Origin of the sequence: uncultured Alistipes sp. (genome assembly GCF_902388705.1) — a bacterium.
Classification (GTDB): Bacteria; Bacteroidota; Bacteroidia; order Bacteroidales; family Rikenellaceae; genus Alistipes.
Genome location: NZ_CABMQJ010000023.1, coordinates 1 through 24,668, shown reverse-complemented (window position 1 = coordinate 24,668; position 24,668 = coordinate 1). Strand labels below are relative to the sequence as shown.

The following is a 24,668-nucleotide window of genomic DNA, read 5'->3' as shown; positions in this document are numbered from 1 at the left end:
TCGTCCGAAGCGCCGCCCGCCGGGCTCCCCGCCCTGCGCTCGGCATGCGGCGGAAGCGGCCCGGATTCGGATGCACGGCCCAAAACCGTGCATCCGAACCGTCCGGGGCATGGCGACGGCGTCCGACTGCCCGTCGTTTCTATTATCGTCAATGCCTGCTTGCCTGGTGTTCGGCGGCAAGGCGGGCCAGTTTCTCTTTCTCCTTGCGCTGCGAACGGTTGACGAGCACCGAATAGAGCGCGGGAATGATGAACAGCGTCAGCAGGGTCGAGAACGTGAGGCCGCCGATTACGGCGATACCCATCGGCTGCCACGTCTCCGAACCGGCACCCGTGCCGATCGCCAGCGGCAGCATACCCAGGATGGTCGTGAACGAGGTCATCAGCACGGGGCGCAGACGGCTCTTACCGCCGGCAATCACCGCGTCGAAGACGCCCGAGCCGCGCTCCACCAAAAGGTTCATGTAGTCGACCATCACGATACCGTTCTTGGTCACGATACCCACCAGCATGATGGCGCCGATCAGGGCGATGAGCGACAGCGGCGTGGAGGTCATCCACAGCGCGAGGAACACGCCCGTGAACGCGAACGGAATGGTGAACATGATGATGAACGGGAACTTCAGCGACTCGAACTGCGTAGCCATCACGATGTACACCAGAATGACAATCAGGATGAACAGCACGCCCAGATCGCTGAAAGCGTCGCCCTGGTCTTCGACCGTACCGCCCACCTCGAGATCCACGCCGTCGGGCGTGTGGTACTCGGCAATCAGTTTGTCCACTTCGGCCACCACGTCGCCCAGGGCGACGCCGGCGCCGAGCGTCGACTGCACGGAAATCACGCGCTGGCGGTTCTCGCGCTCGATCATCGGCGCGGCGTACTCCTCCTGCACGCGGCCCACCTCCTTGAGCTTCACGGGACGGCCCTGCGCATTGTAGAGCGTGATGTTCTCCACGTCGGCCACCGAAGTGCGGAACGGCTCGGCATAGCGCACGACGATGTCGTACTCGTCGCCGTCTTCGCGGTATTTCGAAGCCACGAGGCCGTCGATACGGTTCTTCACCGCCTGCGAGGCCGTGGCGCTGTTCATGCCGTAATAGGCCAGCCGGTCACGGTCGAACACGACGTTGTACTCGGGCCGCAGGTCGTCGCGCGACAGCTTCACGTCGCGCACGCCTTTCAGCTCGCGCATCTTCTCCTTGAGGTCGTTGGCGATGGCGTTGGTCACGTCCATGTCGTAGCCGAAGACCTTGATGTTGACCGTCGCCGAGCCGCTCATGCTGCCCGACATACCGCCCGGGGTAATCGTATACTGGCGCACCTCGGGAATCCGGTCGAGGTCTTCGCGCAGCAGGTCGGAAATCTCGTAAATCGACCGCTCGCGCCCCTCGACGTCGGTAAGGCGCATGTTGTAGTTGATGATGTGCGAACCGGTGGTCTGCATCGCCGCGAAAGCGTTGTCCGAGGAGTTGGCGCCCGCCGAGGCCGACACCAGCACGATTTCGGGGTACTTCGCATACATGATGCTGTCGATCTGCCGGGCGATGCGCGCCGTATACTCCACGGCGATATTCTGCTCCAGCTCGACCATGGCCGAAATACGGCTGTTGTCCGAGGGCGGGAAGAATTCGGTGGGGACGCGCGATATGAGCCCCAGCGAAACCACGAAGAGCGACATCATCGCAACAATCGTAATCCGGCGGTGGCGCACCACCCAGTTCAGCGAGCGCGCATACACGTCGTCGAGCCACCCGAGCGCCCGGTCTATCGGCTTGTAGATGACGCCGATTCCCTTGTAGTCGTGCACGCCGCCCTCGAGTTTCAGGAGGTAGGCCGACATCATCGGGGTCAGCGAAATCGCCGCCGTGGTCGAAACGCACACGACGATGGTCACAATCCACCCCAGCTCGCGGAACAGGATACCGGCCATGCCCGGCACCATCGTCAGCGGCAGGAACACCGCGACGACCACGAGCGTCGTGGCGATAACCGACAGCCACACCTCGTTGGTGGCGTAGATGGCGGCCTCCTTGGGATTGGAGCCGCGCTCGATATGGGTCGTAATGTTCTCCAGCACCACGATGGCGTCGTCGACGACCATACCGATGGCAATCGAGAGCGACGAGAGCGAGATGATGTTGAGCGTCGATCCCGTGGCGAAGAGGTAGATGAACGAGCAAATCAGCGACACGGGAATCGTCATACAGATAATCAGCGTCGCGCGCCACCGCCCGAGGAAAACCATCACCACCAGCACCACGAAGATAAAGGCGTACATAATGGTTTCCGACAGCGAGCCGATGGCGTCGGTAATCTCCTGCGAACCCTCGAAAATCAGCTCCATGCTCACATCCTTGGGCAGCGTCTTCTGAATCTCGGGCAGGCGCTTCTGGATTTCATGGACGATATTCACTGTGTTGGCGCCCGACTGTTTCTGGAACATCACGCGCACGCCGAGCTTGCCGTTGACGCGCTCGTCCATCGTGAATTTCTCGAGCGTATCGCGGATTTCGGCCACGTCGGAGAGCATCACGGTGCGGCCTCCGGCATTGGAAACCACGACCTTGCGCAACTCGTCGCTCAATTTGAACTCGCCGTCGGCCTTGATGTTGAACGTGTTGTTACCTACGTCGATCGTACCGCTCGGGATGTTGACGTTCTCGGCGGCGATAATCTGCCCGAGCTGTTCGACGGTCAGGTTGTAGGCGTCCAGCTTGGCGGGGTCGACGTTGACCTGCACCTCGCGCTCGGGGGCGCCGATAATCGACACGGCGCCTACGCCGTCCACGCGGTTGAGGACGTTGACCAGCTTGTCGTCGAGCAGCTTGTTCAGGGCCGGGTAGCTCTCCTCGGCCGTAACGGCGATCATCATCACGGGAATCATCGAGGTCGAGAACTTGAAAATCGTCGGGTAGTCGATGTCGTCGGGCAGCATGGACTGCACGCGGCTCACCACGTCTCGAATCTCGTTGGCCCCCTCGTTCAAATCGGAGCCGTACTCGAACTCGACGGTAATCATCGACACGTTATCCTGCGACTTGGAAGTCAGCTTCTTGAGGTTGCTCACCGTATTGAGGTTGTCCTCCAGCACACGGGTGACGTTGGTTTCGATTTCCGCGGCATTGGCGCCGGGATACATCGTAATGACCGATATCTGCGGAATCTCGATCTCGGGATACTGGTCCACGGCGAGGTTCATCAGCGAGAAGAGTCCGAAGACCATCACGCCGACGAACAGGAGCACCGTAGAAACCGGTTTCCGGACCGCACTTTCGTAAATTTTCATCTTCGTCGGGCCGTTTTAGTTCTGTTTCACTTCTGTCCGGGCGCCGTCGTAAAGCTTCGAAAGGGCCGTGACGGCCACCTGCTCGCCGGCCTTGACGCCCGAGAGGATATCCACACGGTCGCCGACCTGGCGGCCCACCTCCACGCGGCGGCGTTCGGCTACGCTGTCACCCACGATGACGTAGAGAAAGCGCTCGGCCGTGCCGACCTGCTTCTGCACCGCCACGTCGGGCACCATGACGCCCTCTTTCTGCCCCATGTTGAAAATCGTGCGCGCGAACATGCCCGGACGCAGCGTACGCCTGGCGTTGGGCACTTTCACTTCGACCTTGAACGTGCGGGTCGCGGGATCGAGCGCCGGATAAATCAGCGACACCGTTCCGGTGAACGTTTCGTCGGGGAAAATATCCACTTTCAGCTCGACGGGCATCCCCACCTTCACATGGCGGAAATACTGCTCCGAAATGTTGGCGATGACTTTCAGCGGGTCGATTTGCATGATGTGCAGAATCGGCTGTGAGGCGAACAAATCGCCCGACTCGTAGTTGCGGGCCGTGACCACGCCCGAAATCGGCGAACGCACTTCGATGTTCTTCTTGAGGTTGGCGACCACCTCACGCTGCACGTCCAGCTGCGCCTTGGCCTGCTCGATTTGCTAGGCCGAGATACCGCCGGCCTCGTAAACGGGCAGCAGGCGGTTGTAATCGTCCTCGACGGTCTTGAGCTGCACCAGCTGCTGGGTGTACTGCGTGGGGTCGAGCGTCACCAGCAGCTGCCCTTCGCGCACGGGGTCGCCCACTTCGACCCGAATCTTGTCGATATGCACGCCCGACGCTGCGGGGGTGATGTCGTTCTCCTTGTAGGGTTCGATCTCGGAGGTGAACTCCTCGGTGAGCTGCACCATGGCCGTGCCGGCCGCCTCGGTTCTGGTCAGCACCCGGTTGTCCTGCTGCACCTCGGCGGCTTTCTTCTTGCCCGTGCAGCCTGCGAGGGCGGCTGCGGCAGCCAACATAACTACTAATTTCTTCATACTGTTATCTGTTTTTTCGATTTCATACTATTTATCCCGGCCGATGATGCGGTCGTACTCGGCTTTGGCCGTCAGGTAGTCGAAGATAGCCTGCGAAAAGTTCAGCTGTGCCTGCGTCTGCGACAGTTGGGCGCTGTTCAACTCGAGAATCGTGCCCGCGCCCGCACGGTAACGGGTATCGGAAATCCGGTAGGCCTTGCGGGCCTGCTCGACAGTCAACTCCTGTGCATACATCGTTTCGCGCGCCGTCAGCAGGTCGTTCAGCGCCGAGCGCACCTGCACATCGACCTGCTGCCGTGCATAGCTGCGCTGGAGGCTGACCTGCGAAATCTGGTTCTTAATCTCGCGCGACTTGTTCATCTTCGTAAGGCCCGAGAAAATCGGAATCGACACCTGCAGGCCTGCCGACATCGGGTGCTGCCACCAGAATTTGGTGCCGTCGAGCACGTCGCCGGCCTGTCCGCCTTCGGAGCCCGTGCCGCCGAAATTCAGTTTGGTCATGTCGATGTCGTTACCTGTGTAGGTCGCCGTGAAGAATGCGGTGACCGTCGGCCAGCGGCTGGCATTGGACACCTTGAGCTGGCGCTTGAGCAGATCTTCCTGCAATTCGAGGCTGCGCAGGTCGGAGTTCTCCGAAACATCGGTGGTCATGCCGTCCGTCCCGGCCAGCACAGCGTCGCGCATGGCGTCCAGTTCGCCCACGACCTCGATTTCGATGTCTTCGGGAATCGACAGGTACATCTTGAGCATCAGCTTGGCCAGGCGTATCGAATTCTCGGTCTGCAGAATCGAGGGCTTCAGGTTGCTCAACTGCACCTGCGCCGTAAGCAGGTCGTATTCCGAGGCCAATCCGTTCTTATACTGCAGCTCCGTGTCGTCGACCGTGCGCTGCACCGTGGCCTCCGATTCGTGGAGCACGTCGAGCGACTGCTCGGCCAGCAGGATGTTGAAAAACGACTTTTTCACCTCGGCGACCAAATCGATGCGCGACGCGCGCGCCGACTCGACGGCCGCAGCGCGCTGCACGTCGTTCATCTTCAGGGTGCGGAACACGGCGGGTGCGAAAAGCGTCCACGTGGCGTCGCCCTGCGCGGCGAGCGTGTTGTCGGCGCCGAACGAAAGCCCCTTGGTCATGCTCTGCTTGACAATCGAGCGGGTGTAGGTTCCGCCCACCGCAATCTGCGGAATCCAGCTGCCCCAGGTCTGGCGCTTGACGTAGTCGAAACGCTGCACCTCCATTTCGGCGACCTTGATGGTCGGGTTTTCGCTCAACGCCAGGTCGAGGGCCTCGTCGAGCGTAAGGCGCATCTGTGCCGAAGCGCCGAAAACTCCGGCCGCCGCGAGGCACCATGTCAGAATCAGTTTTTTCATACTATTTGTCCAAATTCAATTTATTGTCCGTTTTTGCCAGTTCGTACCGTTTCAGGTTGTCGTCTATGAGCTGCAACCCCTTGGCCGTCGAGATGCCGCGGAAGAAGTTGCTGATGATTTGCAGAAACGCTTCGCGTTCGGTCAGCCCGGCCGGCAGCAGCAGCTCCCGGCGCGTGACGATGGCCGAAGCCGTGTAGTAGAGCACCGAAATGGCCAGGTCGATGTTGAACGTGTCGGTGAAAAGGCCGTCGGCGATGCCCTGTTCGAGCATGCAGCGAAGGCTCCTGCGGTTCTTGCCCATCCCCTCGCGCATCAGTTTGTCGTGTACGACGGGATAGAATTTCTTGAGGTTGTCCATCATGCGGCGGGTCAGCTCCGCATTGTCCATCACTTCGCCCAGCACCATGAACATCGCCTCGAGGACGTTGTGCGCATCGGCCGTAAGTTCCGTCCAGCGCTGGCGGTTGCGCTCGGAATAGCGCTCCATCGCCAGGTAGAGCAAACCCTCTTTGTCGCCGAACAGCTCGTAGAGCGTCCGCTTCGACACGCCGAGCTACTGCGCGATGTCGTCCATGCGCACCGACTTGATGCCCTGCGTCACGAACATCTGCATGGCCTGGTCGATAATCCGTTCTCGTTGGGGAGGAGTCATAATCTTTCAGTTTTAGCGTCGGGGACAAATATAGAAAGAAAACTTATGAAACCAAAAAAGTTTTTTATTTTTTAGAGTTTTTCAGGCAATTTCCGCACCGGACAGGGAATAATGCGGACAAACCGAACAACGCGGGTTGTCCGGTCGCACGCCGATTGGATTGGGAATAAGGATTTCGGGGGACTCTTCGTCCTGTCAGGCAGCCTCTTCGGGAAAGTCGAACGGGACCTCGAACACGAAGCGGCAGCCCTGCGTATAGCCGGAATCGACTTCGAGGCGGCCGCCCAGTTTGGCCGCGATCATGCGGCAGATGGGCAGTCCGAGCCCCGACCCCTGCTCGAACGTATCGAGCTTCACGAAGCGCTCAAACACCTCCTCCCGGCGTTCGGAGGGAATACCCGGGCCGGTGTCGCTCACCGTAAAACGGAGCAGCTGCTCCTCCACCAGGCAGGTGTAGTTGAACGTTACGGCGCCGCGTACGGTAAATTTGGCGGCGTTGTGCAGCAGGTGCATGAGCACCTGTTTGATGCGCTTGACATTGGCCAGCACGACGGGATCGCCGGACGAGGGCTCGAACATCAGCGTCACGCCCGGCTTGAGCAGCGGCAGCGTCTCGTCCATGCATTCGCGGCAGCTTTCGTTCAGCCGGCCCGCGTCCAGGCGCGGCAGCACGGGGGTCTGGTCGAGGTAGGCGATATCGAGCACGTCGTCGATCAGCCGCAGCAGGTTCATGCTGTTCGACACGATAATCGAAGCGTAGTCGCCCATCGAGGGGATGTCGCGGAACTGCGAAGCCAGCACCTGCGAAAATCCCACGATTGAGTTGAGCGGCGTGCGCACCTCGTGCGACATGTGGCGGATGAAGTCGGTCTTCATGCGGCTGGCCTGCTCGGCGCTCTCCTTGGCCTGCAGCAGCTCTTCGCCCGTGGCGCGCAGCTCCTCGTTCTGTTTCAGCACGGTGGCCTCGGAGGCTTTCAGCCGCCGGTTGAGCGTCATGACCCGCGCGATGACCAGCCCGCCCAGCACCAGCATGCACGCGAGCAGGCCGATAATGGCATAGGTGTAGTGCAGCCGTTTGCGCTGGATGTCGTACTGCAGCTCGCGGGCTTCGCTCTGCAGGCGTCCGATCTCCAGAATGCCCGCAAAATCGTCCGTGGCGGCCCGCACTTCGTTACGGCGCACCGAATCCGACAGGCGGATATACGCGCGGTAGTTCTCCGCCGCCTCGGCCGTCCGGCCCATGTGCCAGTAGATGTCGCCGAGCTCCTTCGACAGCGTGTAATTGTGGTAGTCGGAGCTTACGACCACCGTATCGAGACGGGTGTCCATCACCGCTTCGAGGGCTTTCTCATACTGCCCCGACGCCTTGTAATACAGCGTACGGAGGTAACTCAGTCCCGTCGTATACGAGCGGAGCGAAGGGTCGTCACGGAAAAGTTTTTCGGAGGCTTCGACGTACCGTTTGGCCGCTTCGAAATCCTTGCGGTCGATATAGTAGAGACCGAACGCCTTGTTGACGGTAAACTTCTGGTAATTGGTCTTGCGGGGCAGCGAATCGGCCTTGCGCAGCGCCATGAGCGCCGAATCGGGCATGTTCAGCTCCAGCGCGCACTGGGCCATCGCGGCATACTGCGTCGGCAGGTTGATGTCATCCACTCCGCTGCGTTCGAGCACGTCGATCTGCCGGCGGAAATTCTCGTAGGCCAGCCGCGGCGCGCCCTGCATCTGGTAGAGGTTGGCCAGCATGCGGTAACAGGAGGCGATTCCCAGCGGATAATCGTCTTTCTCGGCCTCCTCGAGCATCCGGCGGGTTTCGTAAAGCGCCGTGTTGGGCTGGTTCTGCTTGATATAAAAGGTAATGAGGCGGCTCGACCAAGTGAAATAATAGAAGTAGTCCAGGTCGTCCTGCGGATGGTTCCGGCAGAACTCCTGTACGCGCTGCACCCCGGCGACGATGCTGTCCCGCTCGTTCCTGAAATAAAAATGATCCAGCCGCACGCAGAGGGCGATGGCCTGCATCCGGACATTTCCGGCCGCCTGCGCCCGCCGGAAAAGCGTATCGCACATCGCGGGTCCTTCGGGCGTGTTGACCCGGCTTTTGCACAGCCGGTAATAATCCGCCAGGAGGCTGTCCGCCGCAGGGGCGGAGTGCGTCTGCGCCGGTTCGGCGCAAACGGGGAATACCATGCAGAAAACCGCCAGGACGGCATATAGGAAGCGAAACGACATCTGAAAGCGACGATTACATCTCACAAAGATAGTATTTTGGACTGTGTAAACAAACCCCGCGGCCGTTTTATCCCCGCCCGGGGCAAAAAAAGGCCCGGAAGAATCTTCCGGGCCTTTGTAGCATTAGAACCGTCAGGCGGCCGTCGCATTTTCCAGTTTGCGCATAATCGAGAAAATGAACAGCGCCGAAAGCAGGCAGAGCACAATCAGCACGCTCCACACCATCCACAGCGCCATGCCGCTGCCCCACAGGTAACCGATAAGCGACGTGGCGTAGTTGCCGATAGCCGTAGCTGCGAACCAGCAGCCCATCATCATACCCTTGTACTTGGGAGGCGCCACTTTCGACACGAACGAAATACCCATCGGGGAGAGCAGCAACTCGGCGAACGTCAGTACGAGATAGGTCGAAATCAGCCAGTCCTGCGAAACGAACATGTTGCTGGCGCCGGCAGCCTTCACCTCGACAGGCGACATGAGCCCCACCGACCCGAGGGTCAGAATCAGGAACCCGCCTGCGGCGATAATCATACCCATGCCGATTTTACGCGGCGCCGAGGGTTCTTTGCCTTTGCGGGCCAGCGCCGTAAAGATAGCCACCGAAATCGGAGTGAGGGCCACGACATAGAACGGATTGAACTGCTGGAACTCCTGCGGCAGGATGTGCACCGGATCGGGTGTCAGCGTATAGCGGTACCAAAGCGCCCCGGCGGCGAGCAGGAATACGACGGCACTGATGAACTTGCCGCGTCCTTTTTCCGACTGGAAGAAGCCGACGACCGAATAGACGCCGACGATTACCAGCACCAGGTTGAAAATATCGAAGCCCATGCGGGTGATGCCCGTAGCCTCGGGCGTCGTGTAATCGCGGGCGAAGAAAGTCATCGTGGAACCGTTCTGGTGGAATGCCATCCAGAAGAAAATCACCACGGCGAAGACGAGCATGAGCGCCGTGATGCGCGACTTGGTCTGCGCGGGCGTCAGTTCCGTCTGTGCCGCGCCGGCAGCCGAAGCGGCCTGCTGCTTGGCGGTCATGTCGGCATGCTTGAACGTCTTGCGGAAGCCGACGTAAATCAGGTACGAAATCACCAGCGAAACACACGCCACGCCGAATCCCATGTTATAGGCCGCCGAGAGTTTCTCGACGTAGTGGTGCGAGAACGTGCCGAGGTCTGCGGCGCTGCCGCCGACTGCCACGGCCAGCTCCTGGAGTTTGGCAAGCGGCTCTGCCGGCATCTTGGCGCCCATCTCCATGAACTGGTGCGCAAGGGCCGGAATCTGCCCGTTGTACACCAGCCCGTCCTGGGCCAGGAAGTAATTGGTGATCCATTTGGCCATCGAGGGAGCGAACATGGCGCCGATATTGATAGCCATATAGAAAATCGAGAACGCATTGTCGCGTTTCGACGCATAGGCGGGGTCGTCGTAGAGGTTGCCGACCAGCACCTGGAGGTTGCCTTTGAAGAGGCCGGTGCCGCACGCGATAAGCGCCAGCGCGCCGAACATCAGCGCCTGGGCCGCAAAGCCCGTCCCCGTCGGAATCGAAAGCAGCGCATAACCGCCGAACATCACGAAGATACCCAGCGAAACCATCTTACCGAATCCGAACTTATCGGCCAGAATACCGCCGAAGAAAGGCATGAAATAGACCGCAGCGAGGAAAATACCGTAAATCTGGGTGGTTACGGCTTCCGTATAGCCGAACTTTGCCTGCAAAAACAGCGTGAAAATCGCAAGCATCGTATAATAGCCGAAACGCTCACCCGTGTTGGCAAGTGAAAGGGCATACAATCCTTTGGGTTGTCCTTTAAACATATCAGTTTTTCATTTATTTAGTATGGTTTCGATTTTTCATGCCTGACAAAGATAGAAAAATTTTTCATATATTTGTATAATTAGAAAACCGGTTATGGAAAAAACGACCCGCAGGCTGCCGATCGTCGAGCGCGACGAGTGGCTGCTCCCCGCCGAGCAGGAACTCGACAGGCGCTACGCCCGCTATACGGACAAAATGGAGAGGATCAGACAGGCGGCTGGCTCGCTCGTCGACTACGCCAACGGCTACCGCTATTTCGGCTGGCAGCGGGACGAGGTGCTCGACGGCTGGTGGCTGCGCGAGTGGCTGCCGGGAGCGCACGACGTCTACGTCTTCGGCGACTTCAACAACTGGCAGCGCACCGAGCTGCGCATGCAGCGCGACGCGCACGGCGTGTGGAGCGCCTTTTTCCCCACGGCCATGTACCGCGACCGGCTGGTGCACGGCTCGCTCTACAAACTGCACGTACACGGCGACAACGGCTGGATGGACCGCATCCCGGCCTATGCCGCGCGCGTGGTGCAGGACGAGGCGACGAAAAACTACACGGCCCAGTTCTGGGCGCCGGAACCGTTCGACTGGCGGGGCGACGCTTTCGACATTTCGAAAAACGGCAGCCTCCTGATTTACGAGGCCCACGTGGGCATGGCACAGGAGAGAGCGGGCGTGGGCACCTACCGCGAATTCACCGAAAAGATACTCCCCGTCATCAAGAAGGACGGCTACAACGCCGTACAGCTCATGGCCGTGGCCGAGCACCCCTACTACGGGTCATTCGGCTACCACGTGTCGAGCTTCTTCGCCCCCACTTCGCGCTGCGGCACGCCCGAGGAGCTCAAGGAGCTGGTGCGCCGCGCCCACGAACTGGGACTCGGGGTCATCATGGACCTCGTGCACGCCCACTACGTCAGCAACCTCAACGAGGGCATCAACGAACTGGACGGCACCGACCACCAGTACTCGCTGCCCGGCAAGGCGGGCTACCAGCCCTACTGGGACTCGAAACTCTTCGACTACGGCAAGGACGAGGTGCAGCACTTCCTGCTCTCGAACGTCAAATACTGGCTCGACGAATTCCATTTCGACGGCTACCGCTTCGACGGCGTGACCTCGATGATATACCACCACCACGGCTATGTCGATTTCGACTGCCGCGAACGGTTCTTCGACGAGGGTGTCAACGGCGACGCGCTGACTTACCTGACGCTCGCCAACCGCCTGGTGCACGACTTCCGCCCCGCGGCCGTCACGATTGCCGAGGACGTGAGCGGCATGCCGGGCATGTGCATCCCCATCGCCGACGGTGGCGTCGGCTTCGACTACCGGCTGGGAATGGCCATCCCCGACTTCTGGATCAAACAGCTCAAAGAGGTGCCCGACGAGGAGTGGAATATCTGGGAGATGTGGAACGTCCTGACCGACCGCCTGCCGGAAGTCAAGACCGTGGCCTACGCCGAGTCGCACGACCAGGCGCTGGTGGGTGACAAAACACTGGCCTTCCGCCTGATGGACAAGGAGATGTACGACCACATGAACCGGGCGTCGCAGAGCGTCGTAATCGACCGCGGCATGGCCCTGCACAAGATGATCCGCCTGATGACCGTCTCGACGGGCGGACAGGCCTACCTCAACTTCATGGGCAACGAGTTCGGGCACCCCGAGTGGATTGACTTCCCGCGCGAGGGCAACGGCTGGAGCTACGCCCACGCCCGGCGGCAGTGGTCGCTGGCGAAAAACGGGTTCCTGCGCTACGCATGGCTGGGTGATTTCGACAAGGCGATGCTCAAGCTGGTGAAGCGCTACAAGGTGCTCGCCGACGGCTACGCCTGGAACCTCTTGATGGACGAGTGCAACAAGACGATGGCCTTCTCGCACGGCGATTTGCTGTTCGTCTTCAACTGGCACCCCTCCACATCGGTTCCCGACTACGAGGTGCCCGTGCAGGCGCCGGGCAAGTACGTTCCGGTGCTCTCGACCGACGAGCGGCGGTTCGGCGGCCAGGAACGGCAGGCGATGGACGCAGCGCATTTCTCGTTCCCCGCCCGGGACGGCGACAACACCCGGCGGCCCCACATCCGCATCTACAACACCTCGCGCACAGCGACGGTCTACCTGAGGAAGAAATAGCCGCCATATATTCCGCCCGCGGCAGTTTCATCCCTCGAACGGTCGACGACAGCGGCTCCCCGTATGCCGCGGCCGGGATGGCCGGGAACAGTCCGATGACGATCTGGAAGAACCACTACAAAAATACCGAGCGGGAGAAGTTGGCCGAGCGGAAGATGACCGTATTTTAGGCCCTCCATCATGTAACAATACAAGGCGCAGGGATTTATCCTGCGCCTTGCTTTTTGAGTTGTATCGAGAGGATAATCCGAGAAAGGTTACAAACAATACCTATCAATAAAACCTGACGCAATGATTCTGGAGAAATTGTTTGCGCGGGCAAGACTGTCTAAGTAATTGAATGTATTTTTAATAAGCGGAGATCGATTTATGTCCAACAACTCATTCCCACATAAATCTTTTAAACTATTTGGGGTGTATTCGAATTTTGTTTTCTCAAAAAGTATTTTATTGCCGGGATTGTCTCTCGTTGCATAAGAATAGCTCCAATATTCTCTGTACAATCTCTGAACAACTTCGGAAGACAAAGAATCACGTGAAACATACAAACCATCTTCATCAAAGAAGTCAACAAGAGACATATCAACAGAGTTACACGGACTTGCAAATTCGGCCCTTTCCACAATACGCTGGTCTGTTATTTTGCCTCTGTAAATAGTAGTCACAGAGTCAGGAGAGATAACAAAAATTAAATTATTCCTATTTTTTTTTAGAAATTGATACGCATTTTCGTTAATCATCTGATAGTCTTCTCCCAATCTTTCAATTAATACTATTAGATCGTCAACTCTTCTTGGGCATCGCAAATAGATTGAGTTGTACACATTCAGTGTACGCCAAAGATTAAAACTAAGCATTTCTTTTTTATTATATTTAGTTTTAATCAACGTGATTTCGTCTTGATTGGATTGGATTGCCTTTTTATTTACACTACATGAAACACCAATATAAAGCAATAAGATAATAAGTATTGATTTCGTAATTCTTACCATTGTCTATTATTTAATAGTTTGTTTGCTCTATTTCGTACATTCTGCCACGATTGAGTATTCGGGAAAATCCAATTGACCGATCTATTTCTATCACCCCTTTGAATAATAACATTTGCTCCTGTGCCAATGGTCATAAAATATCCTCCCACAGGCCCAACTTTGCCATCTTGCCAATCCAATGATTGACCTTGCATATCATTGTTTACCTCATATCTGACTTTGCCCCCTGCGTAACCAAAATGAAACACATTTACCCCTCTGCTAACCATGCTCGGAGTTACGGCCATTGAAATACCCATATTCGTACCACCGCTATACGCTTCACTATTAAAGGGGTCTCTATTTGCCTGATTGTTATAATAATCAGCTTCATAAGAATTGATAATCGCGTTATCTATATTCGCAACCATCTCAGCAGCGAGATTCTTTTGACCGCCGGCAGTCATTGTATTGACCTGCGAGCCAAATAAACTCAAATATTGACTGCCATCATTCGTCTTACCAGTCATTCCGATATATGTACCTTCGATACCCGCCTTCTTCAAATCTCTTTGGGAGCGATAATCCTCGGTGTAATGGTAGGATACACTTCCCTCTTTATCGGTCGTCGAATACCAATCCTGCCCGTCTGGATCGATTCTGCTTACCGGATTACCACCCGTGAACGCATACGGTGACACCGGATGGTATGCGTATGCCAAATCTACAGAAAATAATGAGGCCATGCAAATAATTGCTGTCAAAATAAATAATCGTTTTGTTTTCATAATAGTAAAGTTTTGAGTGGTTTATATTCTGATTATAGTTTTATTCCTCCGGTTTGTTCGAGAATTTTCTTCGCCACCTCGTTTTTCCAATCGAGCCGCTTGAAATACTCCTCGTCGAGTTGTTCCCATCCCATAGCAAGCAACTGCTCGTATAACGCTCCTGATTTCTTTTCAAGCGACAGAACATATTCATCCACTTTATTCCCATTGTTTTCCAAATACCGGCCTAATGCAACATCGAGGGATTTACCCATCGTTATCAGGGTATTGTAGTGCTGTGGATAATAGTCAAACGACTTGGAGGAACACAACCAGGTGAAGTCGTCATACACCCCATAATGGTATAGGCGAATGCTAAATCGGAAAACTGTGCAGCTACGGTTTCCCGGTCGGTCAGCGGATGAAGATAAACCTTGTTTTGCAACGCTTTTTCGTTTATCTCGAAAGATTCGATGTAGTAGAATTCCGGTGTATATTGATGGGTGGTCAACTCCACGTTCACCCAATCTTCAGGAAAAAGGTTGTCAGCATCAGGGTAGCGTATAAATGAATGGATCGGCGCATAGGCAATATATGCCTCGGCGCCGACAGCTTCGGCCAGAATCTTATAATAGTAAGGCAATGAGCGACATTGCCCCTTATGTGTTTGGATCAGTTTGCTGACGAATTGTTGGGTAAAATCCTGCTTGCTGTCCATGTCGTTATGGTCGTAGGAGAACGGTTTATGACCGTTGCCCGACCAGGGATTGAAGAAATATTCGATGATGGCTATATTCTTACCGGTCTTGTACTTGTCCAGTCCATTGGCTTTCATAAAACCATTTAAGAAAACTACGGCAGAGTCTATTTTACTACAAAACCAGTCATAATCGAGATTTCCGTCGAGGTACGCCCATTCGGCAAGGAATACGGCGCGTTTTATACTCAAGGCGGCTTTCCCGTCGAGCATATCCGCGATTTCGGTGTAAGCCGTTTCAAAGCGGGAAATGTCCGGACGTTGGGCTTGTGCTGTCGAGCGCAGGACAGGACAGAAAAGCAGGAGGAGCAATGTTTCGTTCATGTCGCAGAGTGGGTTATCCTTGTTATCAAAGATAACACATAATTCCACAGGCCCGACAAAAGTCACATCTTACAACGCCCTTGCAATCGACTGAAAATCAACATTCGTTTCAAAAAAAATCATTACAAACGCTTTCAGGGATTAAAAAGGCGTTTTCAAGGTCTCGAAATGCACGGTCGGGGACAAATGAAAAATAAGAATACCATGACAAAACAAGATGTCATATCGGAGATCGCGAAATGTACCGGTTATGAAAAAGCGGTCGTGTCGACCGTTGTCGAGGCATTTATGGAAGGAGTGAAAAAACCCGATACTCAAGCAAGAGGATGTTTTCCTTCGTCAATTCGGCACTTTCGTAGTTAAAAAAAGGGTGCGGAAAGAGGCGCTCCCGACGGGCGCGCCTCTTCGTTATCGTATATTCGGCAGGCACTTCGCCCGCACGCCATTGCATCCCATACCACAGGCCCGACCGTTCAGGCAACGCAACTCCAGCCCCGCAGGCCACTGTCCGCGCAACGCATCTGCTGCACCGCCATCCGCAATATTCCTCCCGGCAACACAGGCCCGCAACCCGCATGGCATAACTTCCGGGAATGCAGGCACTTTCGCCCGCACGGCACACCGCCTGTTTCGCAGGATGGTCCCTGTCGGCGTGAAAAAGCCATCCCCGCCTACCGCACCCCGTCGGCGGGATAAACCACGCCCAACTGGCGGCGGACTTCGTCGACGATTTCCATCGTGGCGAGGGAATTCTCATGGCTGTTGACCTCCGATTCGAGTTTCCCCTGTTCGATTAGGTCGATGAATTCGGCGATCTCGTAATAGTACGCATCGCGCTCCAGGGCGACGCCGACCGATTTGCGCTCGGGAGCCGGCCCCCGGCCCGAAGCGGCTGCCCGACGCGGAATCCAAATCACCTCGCGCGCGGTGTGAATGGCATCCAACTGCAGGTTGCCCGCCTCGCCCTCGATCTCCGTCGGCAGGTACGAATCCGCAATCTTGGAGTAGAGCACCGTGGCATTCATCTCCCCGTACTGGAAATTGACAGCCCCCTGCCCGTCGGCGCCCGAGGAGAGGACAATCCCCTGTGCATCGATTTTTTCAGGGCGGCCGAACAGCGCCACCATCGGATAGACCGTATAAACGCCGATGTCCATCATGGCGCCGTTCGACAGCTCGGGCCGGAACGCGTTGAGCACGACACCCTCCTTGAACTTGTCGTAGCGCGAGGAGTACTGGCAGAACGAGGCGAAATAGCGGCGGATCGTGCCGAGCCGGGGCAGGTATTCCCGGACAATCCGGAAATTGGGATTGAGCGTCGAAATCATCGCCTCCATCAGCGTGACCCCGTATTCGTGCGAAGCTTCGACCATCGCCCGCGCCTCGCGCGCATTGGACGCCAGCGGCTTCTCGCACAGCACGTGTTTGCCGTGCCGCATGCAGAGGATGCTCTGCGATGCGTGCAGGCAGTTGGGCGTAGCGATATACACGGCATCGACGAACGGGCTGCGCGCCATCTGCTCCAGCGACGTGAACGTATGCGGTATTCCGTGCCTGGCGGCAAAGGCGTCGGCCCGCTCCTGCGTGCGCGAGCATACCGCCGTCAGGCAGAACCGCGCGTCCTGCCGGGCCCCGGCAATCACCCAGTCGGCGATGAAACCCGTGCCGATCACCCCGAAGCGAATTTTTCCTTTCATAATATCCTATTACTTTTCGTTATAATCCCCCTGCCGAATCCGCGGTTCCCCGTCCCGAAGGATAACTTTTCATGATAATCTGCCGGCCGGTTCCGGAATTCCCCGTCCCGCAAGACAACCTTGCGTTATAACCTCCACCCGCATGCCCGGTTTCGCCCCCGGCACTGCGCGATTGCTTTTCGTTCCGGCATGCTCCGCAAATACGGGGTTCCCCGCTCCGGTCTTGCTTTCCGTTATAATCCGAGTCCGTAAATCCGCGACTCTTCGTTCCACGGATGATAGCCCTGCCCGATATAGCGGAATCCCCATTTCTCGTAAAGCCCGACATGGTCGGTCGAGAGGTACATTGTCCTAAATCCCGCCCTGCGGGCGTCCGCAGCCGCACGTTCGAGCAGCGACCGCCCGTAGGCATGCCCGCGCAGCCGCTCGTCGACATAGAGGGCGCAGGCCCACGGCCACAAATCCATCCGGCTGATGAAGTCGTTGGTAATCAGCCCCGCACAGCCCCCGATTTCACCGTCCGCCACCAGCAGGTACCATTGCGGCAGCGGCCCTGCGGCCCCGACGGCGTGGCGGATGCAGTCTTCGTAAAGGACGGGCGGCACCTCGGGCCAGCAGGCCGAAACGTAGCGCACGGCTTCATCAGCGAATTCGGGATTCTCCCGCACGGAAACGATTTTCATAAGGCGGTTACGGCCAAACGGGTTATTTTGCGATTATGCCGCCCGGCCGCACACCGCGGCATGCACCGGGTAGCCCGCACCGGAACGGACGTATATTTTCAATGATGCCGCCACTCGCAGCACAGCGGCATGCGGCAAAACACAGCACCCTGCAACGGCCCGCGGAGGCACCCCGTCCGGGCGTCAAACCGATTATTTTCCGGTTATGCGCTTTACGGCCGCGGCGACGTCGGCATAGAGTTTGGGCAGGTCGACATCCCCGATACGGCGGTTTTCGACCACGATACGGCCGTCGACCATCACCGTATCGACGTCCGACGCCTTGCCGCAGTAGACGAGGTTCGAAACCAGGTCGTGCACCGGCTGCAAATGGGGTTTCTGCAAATCGACGACAATCAGGTCGGCCAGCGCCCCCTCGCGGACGATGCCCAGCTCCCCGTCGGCATACCCCATCGCCCGCGCGCCGTTGACGGTCGCCAGCTTCAGCGCCTCGTAAGCCGGAAGCGCCACAGGGTCGCCCGTGGCGGATTTCTGCAGGAAAGCCGCCGTGCGCAGCTCCTCGAACATGTCGAGGTCGTTGTTCGAACAGGTGCCGTCGGTGCCGATGGTCACCAGCGCACCCGCGGCGCGCATCTTCTCGACGGGAGCCACGCCGCTCGAAATCTTCATGTTGCTCTGCGGGTTGTGCGACACGGCCACGCCGCGTGCGGCCAGCGTCGCGATGTCGCTGTCGGTGACGTGAATGCAGTGCGCACCGATGGTCTGCCCGTCCAGCATTCCCAGCGCATCGAGGTGCTCGACGGGCGTCATGCCGTATTTCTCGCGCACGATGCGCACCTCGTCCTGCGTTTCGGCGATATGGGTCATGAAATGCAGCCCGTATTTGCGGGCCAGCTCCTTGCCGCGCCGCAGGTTTTCGGGCGACACGGTGTAGGGCGAATGGGGCGCGAGGGCGATTTGCACCCGGTCGCAGCCCGCGGCCAGGGCAACGGCCCTCTCCGCCTCGGGCAGCACTTCGTCGACGTTGTTGTCGAAGTAGTTGCAGCCCAGCATCGCACGGATGCCCAGCCGCCGGGCGACCTCCACGCAGCGGTTCTCGTGGTAATACATGTCCACGAACGAAGTCACGCCGCCCAGCAGCATCTCGACCACGCCGAGCGTCATGCCCAGCGCCACGTCGTCGGCCGTCTGGCGCGCCTCGAAAGGCCAGATATAGTCGTTCAGCCACTCCATCAGCGCGATGTCGTCGGCATAGCTGCGCTGCAGCGTCATGGCCGCATGGCAGTGGGTGTTCACGAGCCCCGGCATCAGGAGCCGGCCCGTGCAGTCGACCACCCGCACATCCGGACGGGAAGCGCGGAATGCGTCCGCTTCGGCGGCGGACACCGTGACCAGGGAGATGCGGTTGCCCGTGACGCCCACCCACCCCGTAAAGGTGCGCGGTTCGTCCCCGGCCGCCGTCATCGGCAGAATCGTTGCGTTGCTGAAAAGTATTGTCATATCGAACGTATTATCATAATTACATCGTCATGCCGCCGGCTCCCGGCAAGCGGCCAACAGCTGCCGTCAACGCCCCCGGGCCCGCGCCGCGACCGGAACAGCAACCGCGACCGGCAGCAAGGCGGCAAGGCGAAAACGCCGGACAAGCCGCCCTATTTGCCCTGCTTGTATTTCACTTTCACCTTGTCGGTCTTGATCTTCCGCGGCGGCGCGTCGATCGAGTTGCCCTGCACGGTAATCACGTCGCGCCCGTCGACCGAGTTCGAATAGACCTGGATGACCTTGTTGAACACGCCCGGCTCGCTTTTGTGGGGTTCGTAAGTGATACGTATCACGCCCTGCTCGCCGGGCGGGACGGGACGCTTGGAATACGACGCCTTGAGGCACGAACACGAAGTGATGACGCGCGTCACCACGAGCGGCACGGTGCCATCGTTGGTGAACGTGAACTCGCGCTCGAGGTCGCCGCCCTTGCGGGGCACGTCGCCGAAGTCGTGGCTCGCAACCTCCATATGCAGGTGTGCGCCCGCAGGCCTCTGCTGGGCGTGGCCCGCCGCAAAAACCAGGCTTCCTAAAAGTGTCAGCAGTAATATTCTCATCGCTCAAATTTTATTCCGCTTTTAACTTAAAAATATAAGTTATTATGCCGCCTTCAATCACAGCCCGGCGCTCACTAAACCTCGTTTTAAGTGCAGCTTTTCGAGCTTCGTTCACCAATTCTACATCGGATGTTGTAGACCCTTTCGGCTCATAAGCGGCGCTTGTAACCCGCCCCGAAGCATCTATCGTCACTCGAATAAGCACTATCCCACTTTTATTTGTAGGTTGCTCTGGTTTAGGCAGGTTGCCGACCAGTCCGCGCCCCTGCAACCCCTGGTCGAGCTGATCCAGCCCGTCGGGATTCAGCCCCGGGCCGGTGCCGCTCGCCTTGTCCTCGCCCTCGGGGGCATGGGGATTGCCCGCATTGTCGGGCTCGTCCACGCCGCCCTTGTTCATCTTGAACAGCGCTTTGGGATTGGGCGTCTGGGTCACCTCGTCCTTGCCCGCGACCTGTGCCGTCTGCTCCACGGGGGCCGCCTTGTCGTGCACGCGCGGTTCGGTGGCCGTCCTGACGGGCGGCTTCGGCGGCTCGGGCTTCGGCGGCTCCGTGAAGTCAACCAGAATCGTATCGCCCGGCTTGTCGTGAATCTGCCGGAAATCGAACGAAACCAATGCGAACGAAACGGCCAGCAGCAGCGCATAGGCCGCCGCCGCAATCATCGCCCACCTGCGGGGCGATTTGTCGTTCGGGTCGTAATAGTACATAGAATACTTCTTTTCAATTCATCATTTGTTCCTGTGCGCCCGGAGGCCTTACCCGGGGACTTCGCCCCGCATACAGTCCGGCCCACCCCGGATTTCCCCTTCGGGAGGGGCTTGTCGCATGTGCCGGAATTCAACCGCCGAATCACCGGCCGGCATGCCGGCGCGCTCCGGATTTCGGCGAGGTGCCGCTGCCTGAAAAGGCTTCCGCTCCGGCGGCAATTTCCGCGCCGCAACCGGAATGGACGCCCCGGCTATTCCGGCGAAGTGGCCGCGATAAGTTTGTACCCGTTGTCCTTGGCGACATTCATCACCTTGATAATCTCGTCCCAGGCCACCGTCTTGTCGGCGTGCAGCGAAACGGTGGGCTCCTTCTGTCCGTCGAGCCGCTCCTTGAGCGCACGCTCCACGCCGTCGACCGAACCCACGTCCTGCAACTCGACGTAGTACCTGTACTTGCCGCGGCCCGTATCCTGTATCGACACCGTCGTCATCGCCTTGTCCTTGAGCTGGTTGGAACTCTTGGGCAGCATCAGCTTCAGGGCGTTGGGGTTAATCAGCGTCGTGGCGATGAGCAGGAAGAGCAGCAGCAGGAACATCAGGTCTGTCATCGACGAGGCCGAAAAGGATTTATCGACTTTCGATCCGTGTTTGATTGCCATAACGCGTTATTTTTGAACGGGTTGATTCAGGATATCCATAAACGCGATCGAGTTGGCCTCCATCTGGAAAACCAGCTTTTCGATACGTGCCACGAGGTAGTTGTAACCGAAGTAAGCCGGAATACCGACGATAAGGCCCATGACCGTAGTCACCATCGCCACGTACATACCGCTCGACAGCAGTCCGAGGTCGACGGTACCCCCGGCGGCCGACATGTCCATGAAGGTCTGCACCATACCGAGCACCGTACCCAGGAAACCGATCATCGGCGCACCGCCGGCAATCGTCGCCAGGAACGGCAGTCCGTTTTCGAGCTTCGACACTTCGAGGTTGGCGACGTTCTCGATGGCGGTCTGCACGTCGCTCATCGGGCGGCCGATGCGCTCGATGCCCTTTTCGATCATGCGGGCAATCGGCGTGTCGGTCTTCTTGCAGAGGTTGACGGCGGTCTGGATTTTGCCGTCGGAGATGTAGTCGCGGATGCGGTTCATGAAATTCATGTCCAGCACCGAAGCCTTGCGGATGGCCATAAAGCGCTCCACGAAGATAAAAATCGTCACGCCGCCCAGCGCCAGCAGCGGCCACATCAGCCAACCGCCCTTGGTAAACAGCGTCCACAGTCCCATACGGGTTTCCTCACTCGCGGCCACCGCCTCGGCAGCCTGTAAAAATGTCATCATAACGTTTTGTAAATAGTTAAATTTTATTGTTGAATTTCGTCTTGTCCGTTCCGGGCCCGCCCGCTGCCGGGTCCGCCTTTTTTCGTCCGGCACCGCGGCCGCCCTGTGCGGAAGCCCGCCGCAGCGCAACCGGTGTAAGCCCGACTATTCATTGCGTGCATCCCTTTCATCTTTAACGTATCCGGCGGCCGAAAGCGTATCCGCCGCCTGCCGCTGCCGCTCTTTTTCTTCCCGTGCGGCCGTGCGGCGCGCTTCGCGCCGGGCCTTGCGTTTCTTGTTGGTAAAGCGCTCCTTGATGCGCCTGCGGAGGTCTTTGAAGTTATCGAAGTCCTCCTTGAAATAGATCCCGACGCCCGTTTCCTGCAAACCCTGGTTCTCGTCGAAGCGGTCGATGGTCTGCGTGAAAGCCTTCAGTTTGAGCGTTCCCGCCCGGTCTATCAGGTAGGTGATGTAGGCTTCGCCCATGAAGTTTGACATCGAGTTGTTGACAGCCTGCTTGTTGTCGATCAGGTAGTTGCCCTCGACCTCGACGAACAGGCGGTTGTTGATAAGGCTCTTCGAGAGGCCGAAGTCCACCTCGTCGCTCGTCAGCTCCGACTTGGGACGGTAGCGGATGACGATGTTGTAGTCGTCGTTCGAAAGCAGGTTGCTCACCATGTTCGACACGAATTCCAGTCCCGTGGCGGCCGAAACCGAAGCGCCGATATTCGACGACGCCGAGCTGTTCTCGCCCATGAAGCTGTTGAACAGCAGCAGGTAGGCGAACTGCGTATCGACCGTTTCGGGCGTGGCGAGGGCGTTGGCTATCACGGCCTGCGTTTCGGGGTCGGTGCCGGGAACGTGCACGTCGAACGTGACCGCCGGGTTGGAGAGCCGGTCGCCGAGGTGGATGACACACTCCACGGGCACCGAGCGGTCGGCCGTCATGCTGCCGGTCGTACTCTGCAGCAGGGGCTGGAGCGACGCCTTGAGCTTGTAGATGGCGTCGATGTCGAGCATGGCGTCCATCGGCGCCCCCGTCCACTGAATCGTCGAGCCGTTCTCGATGACGAACTTCTTGTTGATGATGTTCTGCAGCGAGAAGAGGAAACTTCCCTCGGTGATGGTATAGTCGCCGTACATCTCGAAAACGTTCGAGCGGGGGTTGATTTGCAGGTTGAGCGTCCCCTCGCCCCGGGCCTTGAGGGTGTTGCCCGACACGGTCAGTTCGACCTCGACGCCGGGCTGTACGTTGAGCGCCAGCGCGATGTTCATCTGGTTGGCGGCGGCGGATTTCTGCCGCTGCTTGCGCTCGAACATCATCTTCTTGCGGGCCAGGTTGTCGACCGTATCGACTTTCACGGGCTCCTTGAAGACCACGAAATCGGCATTCGAAAGATTCGACTTGCTAGACAGCGGCATGAAAAACGACGAACGGTCGTCGGTCGTGGCGGCGATGTCCATGTTCACCAGTCCCTTGTCGCCCGAGATGCGTGCGGAGCCCGTGGCGTAGACCTTGCCGTAAAAATAGTCGTTGTCCCGCGCGTCGGTATCGAGCACCAGCATCTGCCGGGGCGCCACGCGCACGTCGTAGGCGATGTTCGAAAGGTGCTGCAGGCTCAAATCGATGTCGAAACGCCCCCGGTTGCCCTCGGGGTCGAACACCGGAACGTTCGAGGCCCGGAAGCGGTTGCCCTTGACGTCGAGCACGGCCTCGGGCATGGTGTAGGTCACCTGCGTGAAATCCACTTTGGTGGAGAGCCCCGAAACGCGGATACGGCCCGTCAGGTCGGCGTCGCGGCGCTGGCCCTGGAGCACCAGTTCGGCCGAAGCGAGGCCCCCGGTTTCGGAGATCACGCCCGACAGGATGGGATCGAGCAGCCCCATATCGAGGCTGTCGACGTCCAGGCGGGCGTAGTAGCGCACCTGCTCGGGAGCGTAAAATCCCCGGATGAGCGTATCGCGCTTGTGGCGGTCGGTGACGGTCACCCCCGCACGGTTGCGCATGAAGTCCCAGCGCGAGGCCAGGCGCAGGGGCGGGGCGGGGATGTCGTTCACCTCGAGGCTGTCGAGCAGGATGTCGGCGGTAATCTCGCCCGCATGAAGCACGGACTTCATCGCCGCGGAGCCGTTGGTGCGTCCCTCGATGACGTATCCCATGCGTTCGGCGACCTGCGTAAAGGGTGCCAGGTCGAAGTTCCGCAGGCGCAGCGTGACGGAGTCGTCGCGGCTTCGCGAGGCGATACCGTCCACGAGCAGCTCCTGCTCGCGGTTCATCACGAAAAACCGGTCGATTACGATTCGCGTCGTGTCGAGTTGTATCTTCCGGGCGTAAATCTGCCAGGTCTTGGCGCCGCGCGTAATGTGCGAGGGCAGGATACGCAAATCCATCACACGGCCGTTGGGGCCGTTTTCGTCGACGACCTCGGCCCGTACACCCAGCAGGCCCGAAACCTTGCGCAGCGTATCGTTGAACCCGGCGGAAACCTGCACGCGGCCCTGCTTCGCGCCGCCCGTGAGCGACAGGCGCGGCAGGTGGAGCACCCCGGCGTAGAGGTCTTCGGCCGAGGCGTAGACCGTGAGCGAATCGCCCCGGTTCGAGGCGTTGACGTTCAGGCGCGTGGCCAGCATCCGTTTGCGCTCGATGTATTCCGAGGTGGCTTTGAGCGAAAGCTGGTCGCTGGCCGGATTGAAGAGCAGCTGCAGCGACGAGCCGTCGGCAATCTGCAGGCCGGACGACACGGCGTCGGCAATGGGGTCGATATGGCGGATGTCGATGGAAAGCAGCGAGTAGTCGTCGGCCAGGGCGGCGCGGCGGTCGCGGGGCGCCTG

At 58.5% G+C, this 24,668-nt stretch carries 21 protein-coding genes; 2 read left to right on the top strand and 19 right to left on the bottom strand.

Features of this window, described 5'->3' with window-relative positions; genetic code table 11:
* Positions 1-148: 148 nt before the first annotated feature.
* The 7 genes from QZT71_RS07475 to QZT71_RS07445 form a co-directional block, all read right to left on the bottom strand.
* On the bottom strand, positions 149-3,289 hold the full coding sequence (locus QZT71_RS07475; protein ID WP_295914581.1) for an efflux RND transporter permease subunit: 3,141 nt from the start codon (positions 3,287-3,289) through the stop codon (positions 149-151).
* Positions 3,290-3,304: 15 nt separating this feature from the next.
* Positions 3,305-3,940: an efflux RND transporter periplasmic adaptor subunit gene (locus tag QZT71_RS07470; RefSeq protein ID WP_295914605.1), complete on the bottom strand. Its 636-nt coding sequence runs from the start codon at positions 3,938-3,940 to the stop codon at positions 3,305-3,307.
* Positions 3,941-3,943: 3 nt separating this feature from the next.
* Positions 3,944-4,318: a biotin/lipoyl-binding protein gene (locus tag QZT71_RS07465; protein ID WP_295914579.1), complete on the bottom strand. Its 375-nt coding sequence runs from the start codon at positions 4,316-4,318 to the stop codon at positions 3,944-3,946.
* 27 nt (positions 4,319-4,345) lie between these two features.
* Positions 4,346-5,689 (bottom strand): TolC family protein, encoded by a 1,344-nt coding sequence (locus QZT71_RS07460; protein WP_295914576.1) that lies wholly within the window; start codon positions 5,687-5,689, stop codon positions 4,346-4,348.
* Between the two features lies 1 nt (position 5,690).
* A complete protein-coding gene (locus QZT71_RS07455; RefSeq protein ID WP_295914573.1) occupies positions 5,691-6,236 on the bottom strand; it encodes a TetR/AcrR family transcriptional regulator in 546 nt (181 codons plus the stop codon).
* A 300-nt stretch (positions 6,237-6,536) separates the two neighbouring features.
* Positions 6,537-8,594, bottom strand: coding sequence for an ATP-binding protein (locus tag QZT71_RS07450; RefSeq protein ID WP_295914570.1), 2,058 nt, complete (start codon positions 8,592-8,594; stop codon positions 6,537-6,539).
* Between the two features lie 108 nt (positions 8,595-8,702).
* The gene (locus QZT71_RS07445) at positions 8,703-10,385 is read right to left on the bottom strand and encodes a peptide MFS transporter (RefSeq protein WP_295914569.1); all 1,683 of its coding nucleotides are present in this window, start codon (positions 10,383-10,385) and stop codon (positions 8,703-8,705) included.
* Positions 10,386-10,479: 94 nt separating this feature from the next.
* Here QZT71_RS07445 and QZT71_RS07440 point away from each other — a divergent pair, with 94 nt between their 5' ends.
* The gene (locus QZT71_RS07440; RefSeq protein WP_295914564.1) at positions 10,480-12,513 is read left to right on the top strand and encodes an alpha-amylase family glycosyl hydrolase; all 2,034 of its coding nucleotides are present in this window, start codon (positions 10,480-10,482) and stop codon (positions 12,511-12,513) included.
* 257 nt (positions 12,514-12,770) lie between these two features.
* Here the strand turns inward: QZT71_RS07440 and QZT71_RS07435 are convergent, their stop codons facing one another.
* Genes QZT71_RS07435 through QZT71_RS07420 form a run of 4 tightly spaced genes read right to left on the bottom strand, consistent with a single transcriptional unit; the run spans position 12,771 to position 15,332 of the window.
* Positions 12,771-13,505, bottom strand: coding sequence for a hypothetical protein (locus QZT71_RS07435; RefSeq protein WP_295914562.1), 735 nt, complete (start codon positions 13,503-13,505; stop codon positions 12,771-12,773).
* The gene (locus tag QZT71_RS07430; RefSeq protein ID WP_295914558.1) at positions 13,499-14,272 is read right to left on the bottom strand and encodes a hypothetical protein; all 774 of its coding nucleotides are present in this window, start codon (positions 14,270-14,272) and stop codon (positions 13,499-13,501) included. Before QZT71_RS07430 ends, QZT71_RS07435 begins: the two co-directional genes overlap by 7 nt.
* A gap of 32 nt (positions 14,273-14,304) precedes the next feature.
* The gene (locus QZT71_RS07425) at positions 14,305-14,526 is read right to left on the bottom strand and encodes a hypothetical protein (RefSeq protein ID WP_295914555.1); all 222 of its coding nucleotides are present in this window, start codon (positions 14,524-14,526) and stop codon (positions 14,305-14,307) included.
* 5 nt (positions 14,527-14,531) lie between these two features.
* Entirely contained in the window at positions 14,532-15,332 is an 801-nt protein-coding gene (locus tag QZT71_RS07420) for a hypothetical protein (protein WP_295914552.1), read from the bottom strand.
* Positions 15,333-15,500: 168 nt separating this feature from the next.
* Here QZT71_RS07420 and QZT71_RS12550 point away from each other — a divergent pair, with 168 nt between their 5' ends.
* Entirely contained in the window at positions 15,501-15,695 is a 195-nt protein-coding gene (locus tag QZT71_RS12550; RefSeq protein WP_363150823.1) for an HU family DNA-binding protein, read from the top strand.
* Positions 15,696-16,003: 308 nt separating this feature from the next.
* Here QZT71_RS12550 and QZT71_RS07415 read toward each other — a convergent pair whose 3' ends face one another.
* The 8 genes from QZT71_RS07415 to QZT71_RS07380 form a co-directional block, all read right to left on the bottom strand.
* The gene (locus QZT71_RS07415; RefSeq protein ID WP_295914550.1) at positions 16,004-17,029 is read right to left on the bottom strand and encodes a Gfo/Idh/MocA family oxidoreductase; all 1,026 of its coding nucleotides are present in this window, start codon (positions 17,027-17,029) and stop codon (positions 16,004-16,006) included.
* A 233-nt stretch (positions 17,030-17,262) separates the two neighbouring features.
* Positions 17,263-17,712, bottom strand: a complete 450-nt coding sequence (locus QZT71_RS07410; protein ID WP_295914547.1) for a GNAT family N-acetyltransferase — start codon at positions 17,710-17,712, stop codon at positions 17,263-17,265.
* Positions 17,713-17,904: 192 nt separating this feature from the next.
* Positions 17,905-19,212 (bottom strand): amidohydrolase, encoded by a 1,308-nt coding sequence (locus tag QZT71_RS07405; protein WP_295914544.1) that lies wholly within the window; start codon positions 19,210-19,212, stop codon positions 17,905-17,907.
* Between the two features lie 152 nt (positions 19,213-19,364).
* Positions 19,365-19,811, bottom strand: a complete 447-nt coding sequence (locus tag QZT71_RS07400; protein WP_295914542.1) for a DUF1573 domain-containing protein — start codon at positions 19,809-19,811, stop codon at positions 19,365-19,367.
* A gap of 10 nt (positions 19,812-19,821) precedes the next feature.
* Positions 19,822-20,517 (bottom strand): energy transducer TonB, encoded by a 696-nt coding sequence (locus tag QZT71_RS07395; RefSeq protein ID WP_295914540.1) that lies wholly within the window; start codon positions 20,515-20,517, stop codon positions 19,822-19,824.
* Between the two features lie 251 nt (positions 20,518-20,768).
* Positions 20,769-21,176 carry a biopolymer transporter ExbD gene (locus QZT71_RS07390; RefSeq protein WP_295914537.1) on the bottom strand — a complete coding sequence of 136 codons (408 nt, stop codon included), beginning with the start codon at positions 21,174-21,176 and terminating at the stop codon, positions 20,769-20,771.
* A 6-nt stretch (positions 21,177-21,182) separates the two neighbouring features.
* On the bottom strand, positions 21,183-21,857 hold the full coding sequence (locus QZT71_RS07385) for a MotA/TolQ/ExbB proton channel family protein (RefSeq protein ID WP_295914534.1): 675 nt from the start codon (positions 21,855-21,857) through the stop codon (positions 21,183-21,185).
* Positions 21,858-22,001: 144 nt separating this feature from the next.
* The coding region (locus tag QZT71_RS07380) for a translocation/assembly module TamB domain-containing protein (protein WP_295914491.1) at positions 22,002-24,668 on the bottom strand (2,667 nt) is incomplete at its 5' end.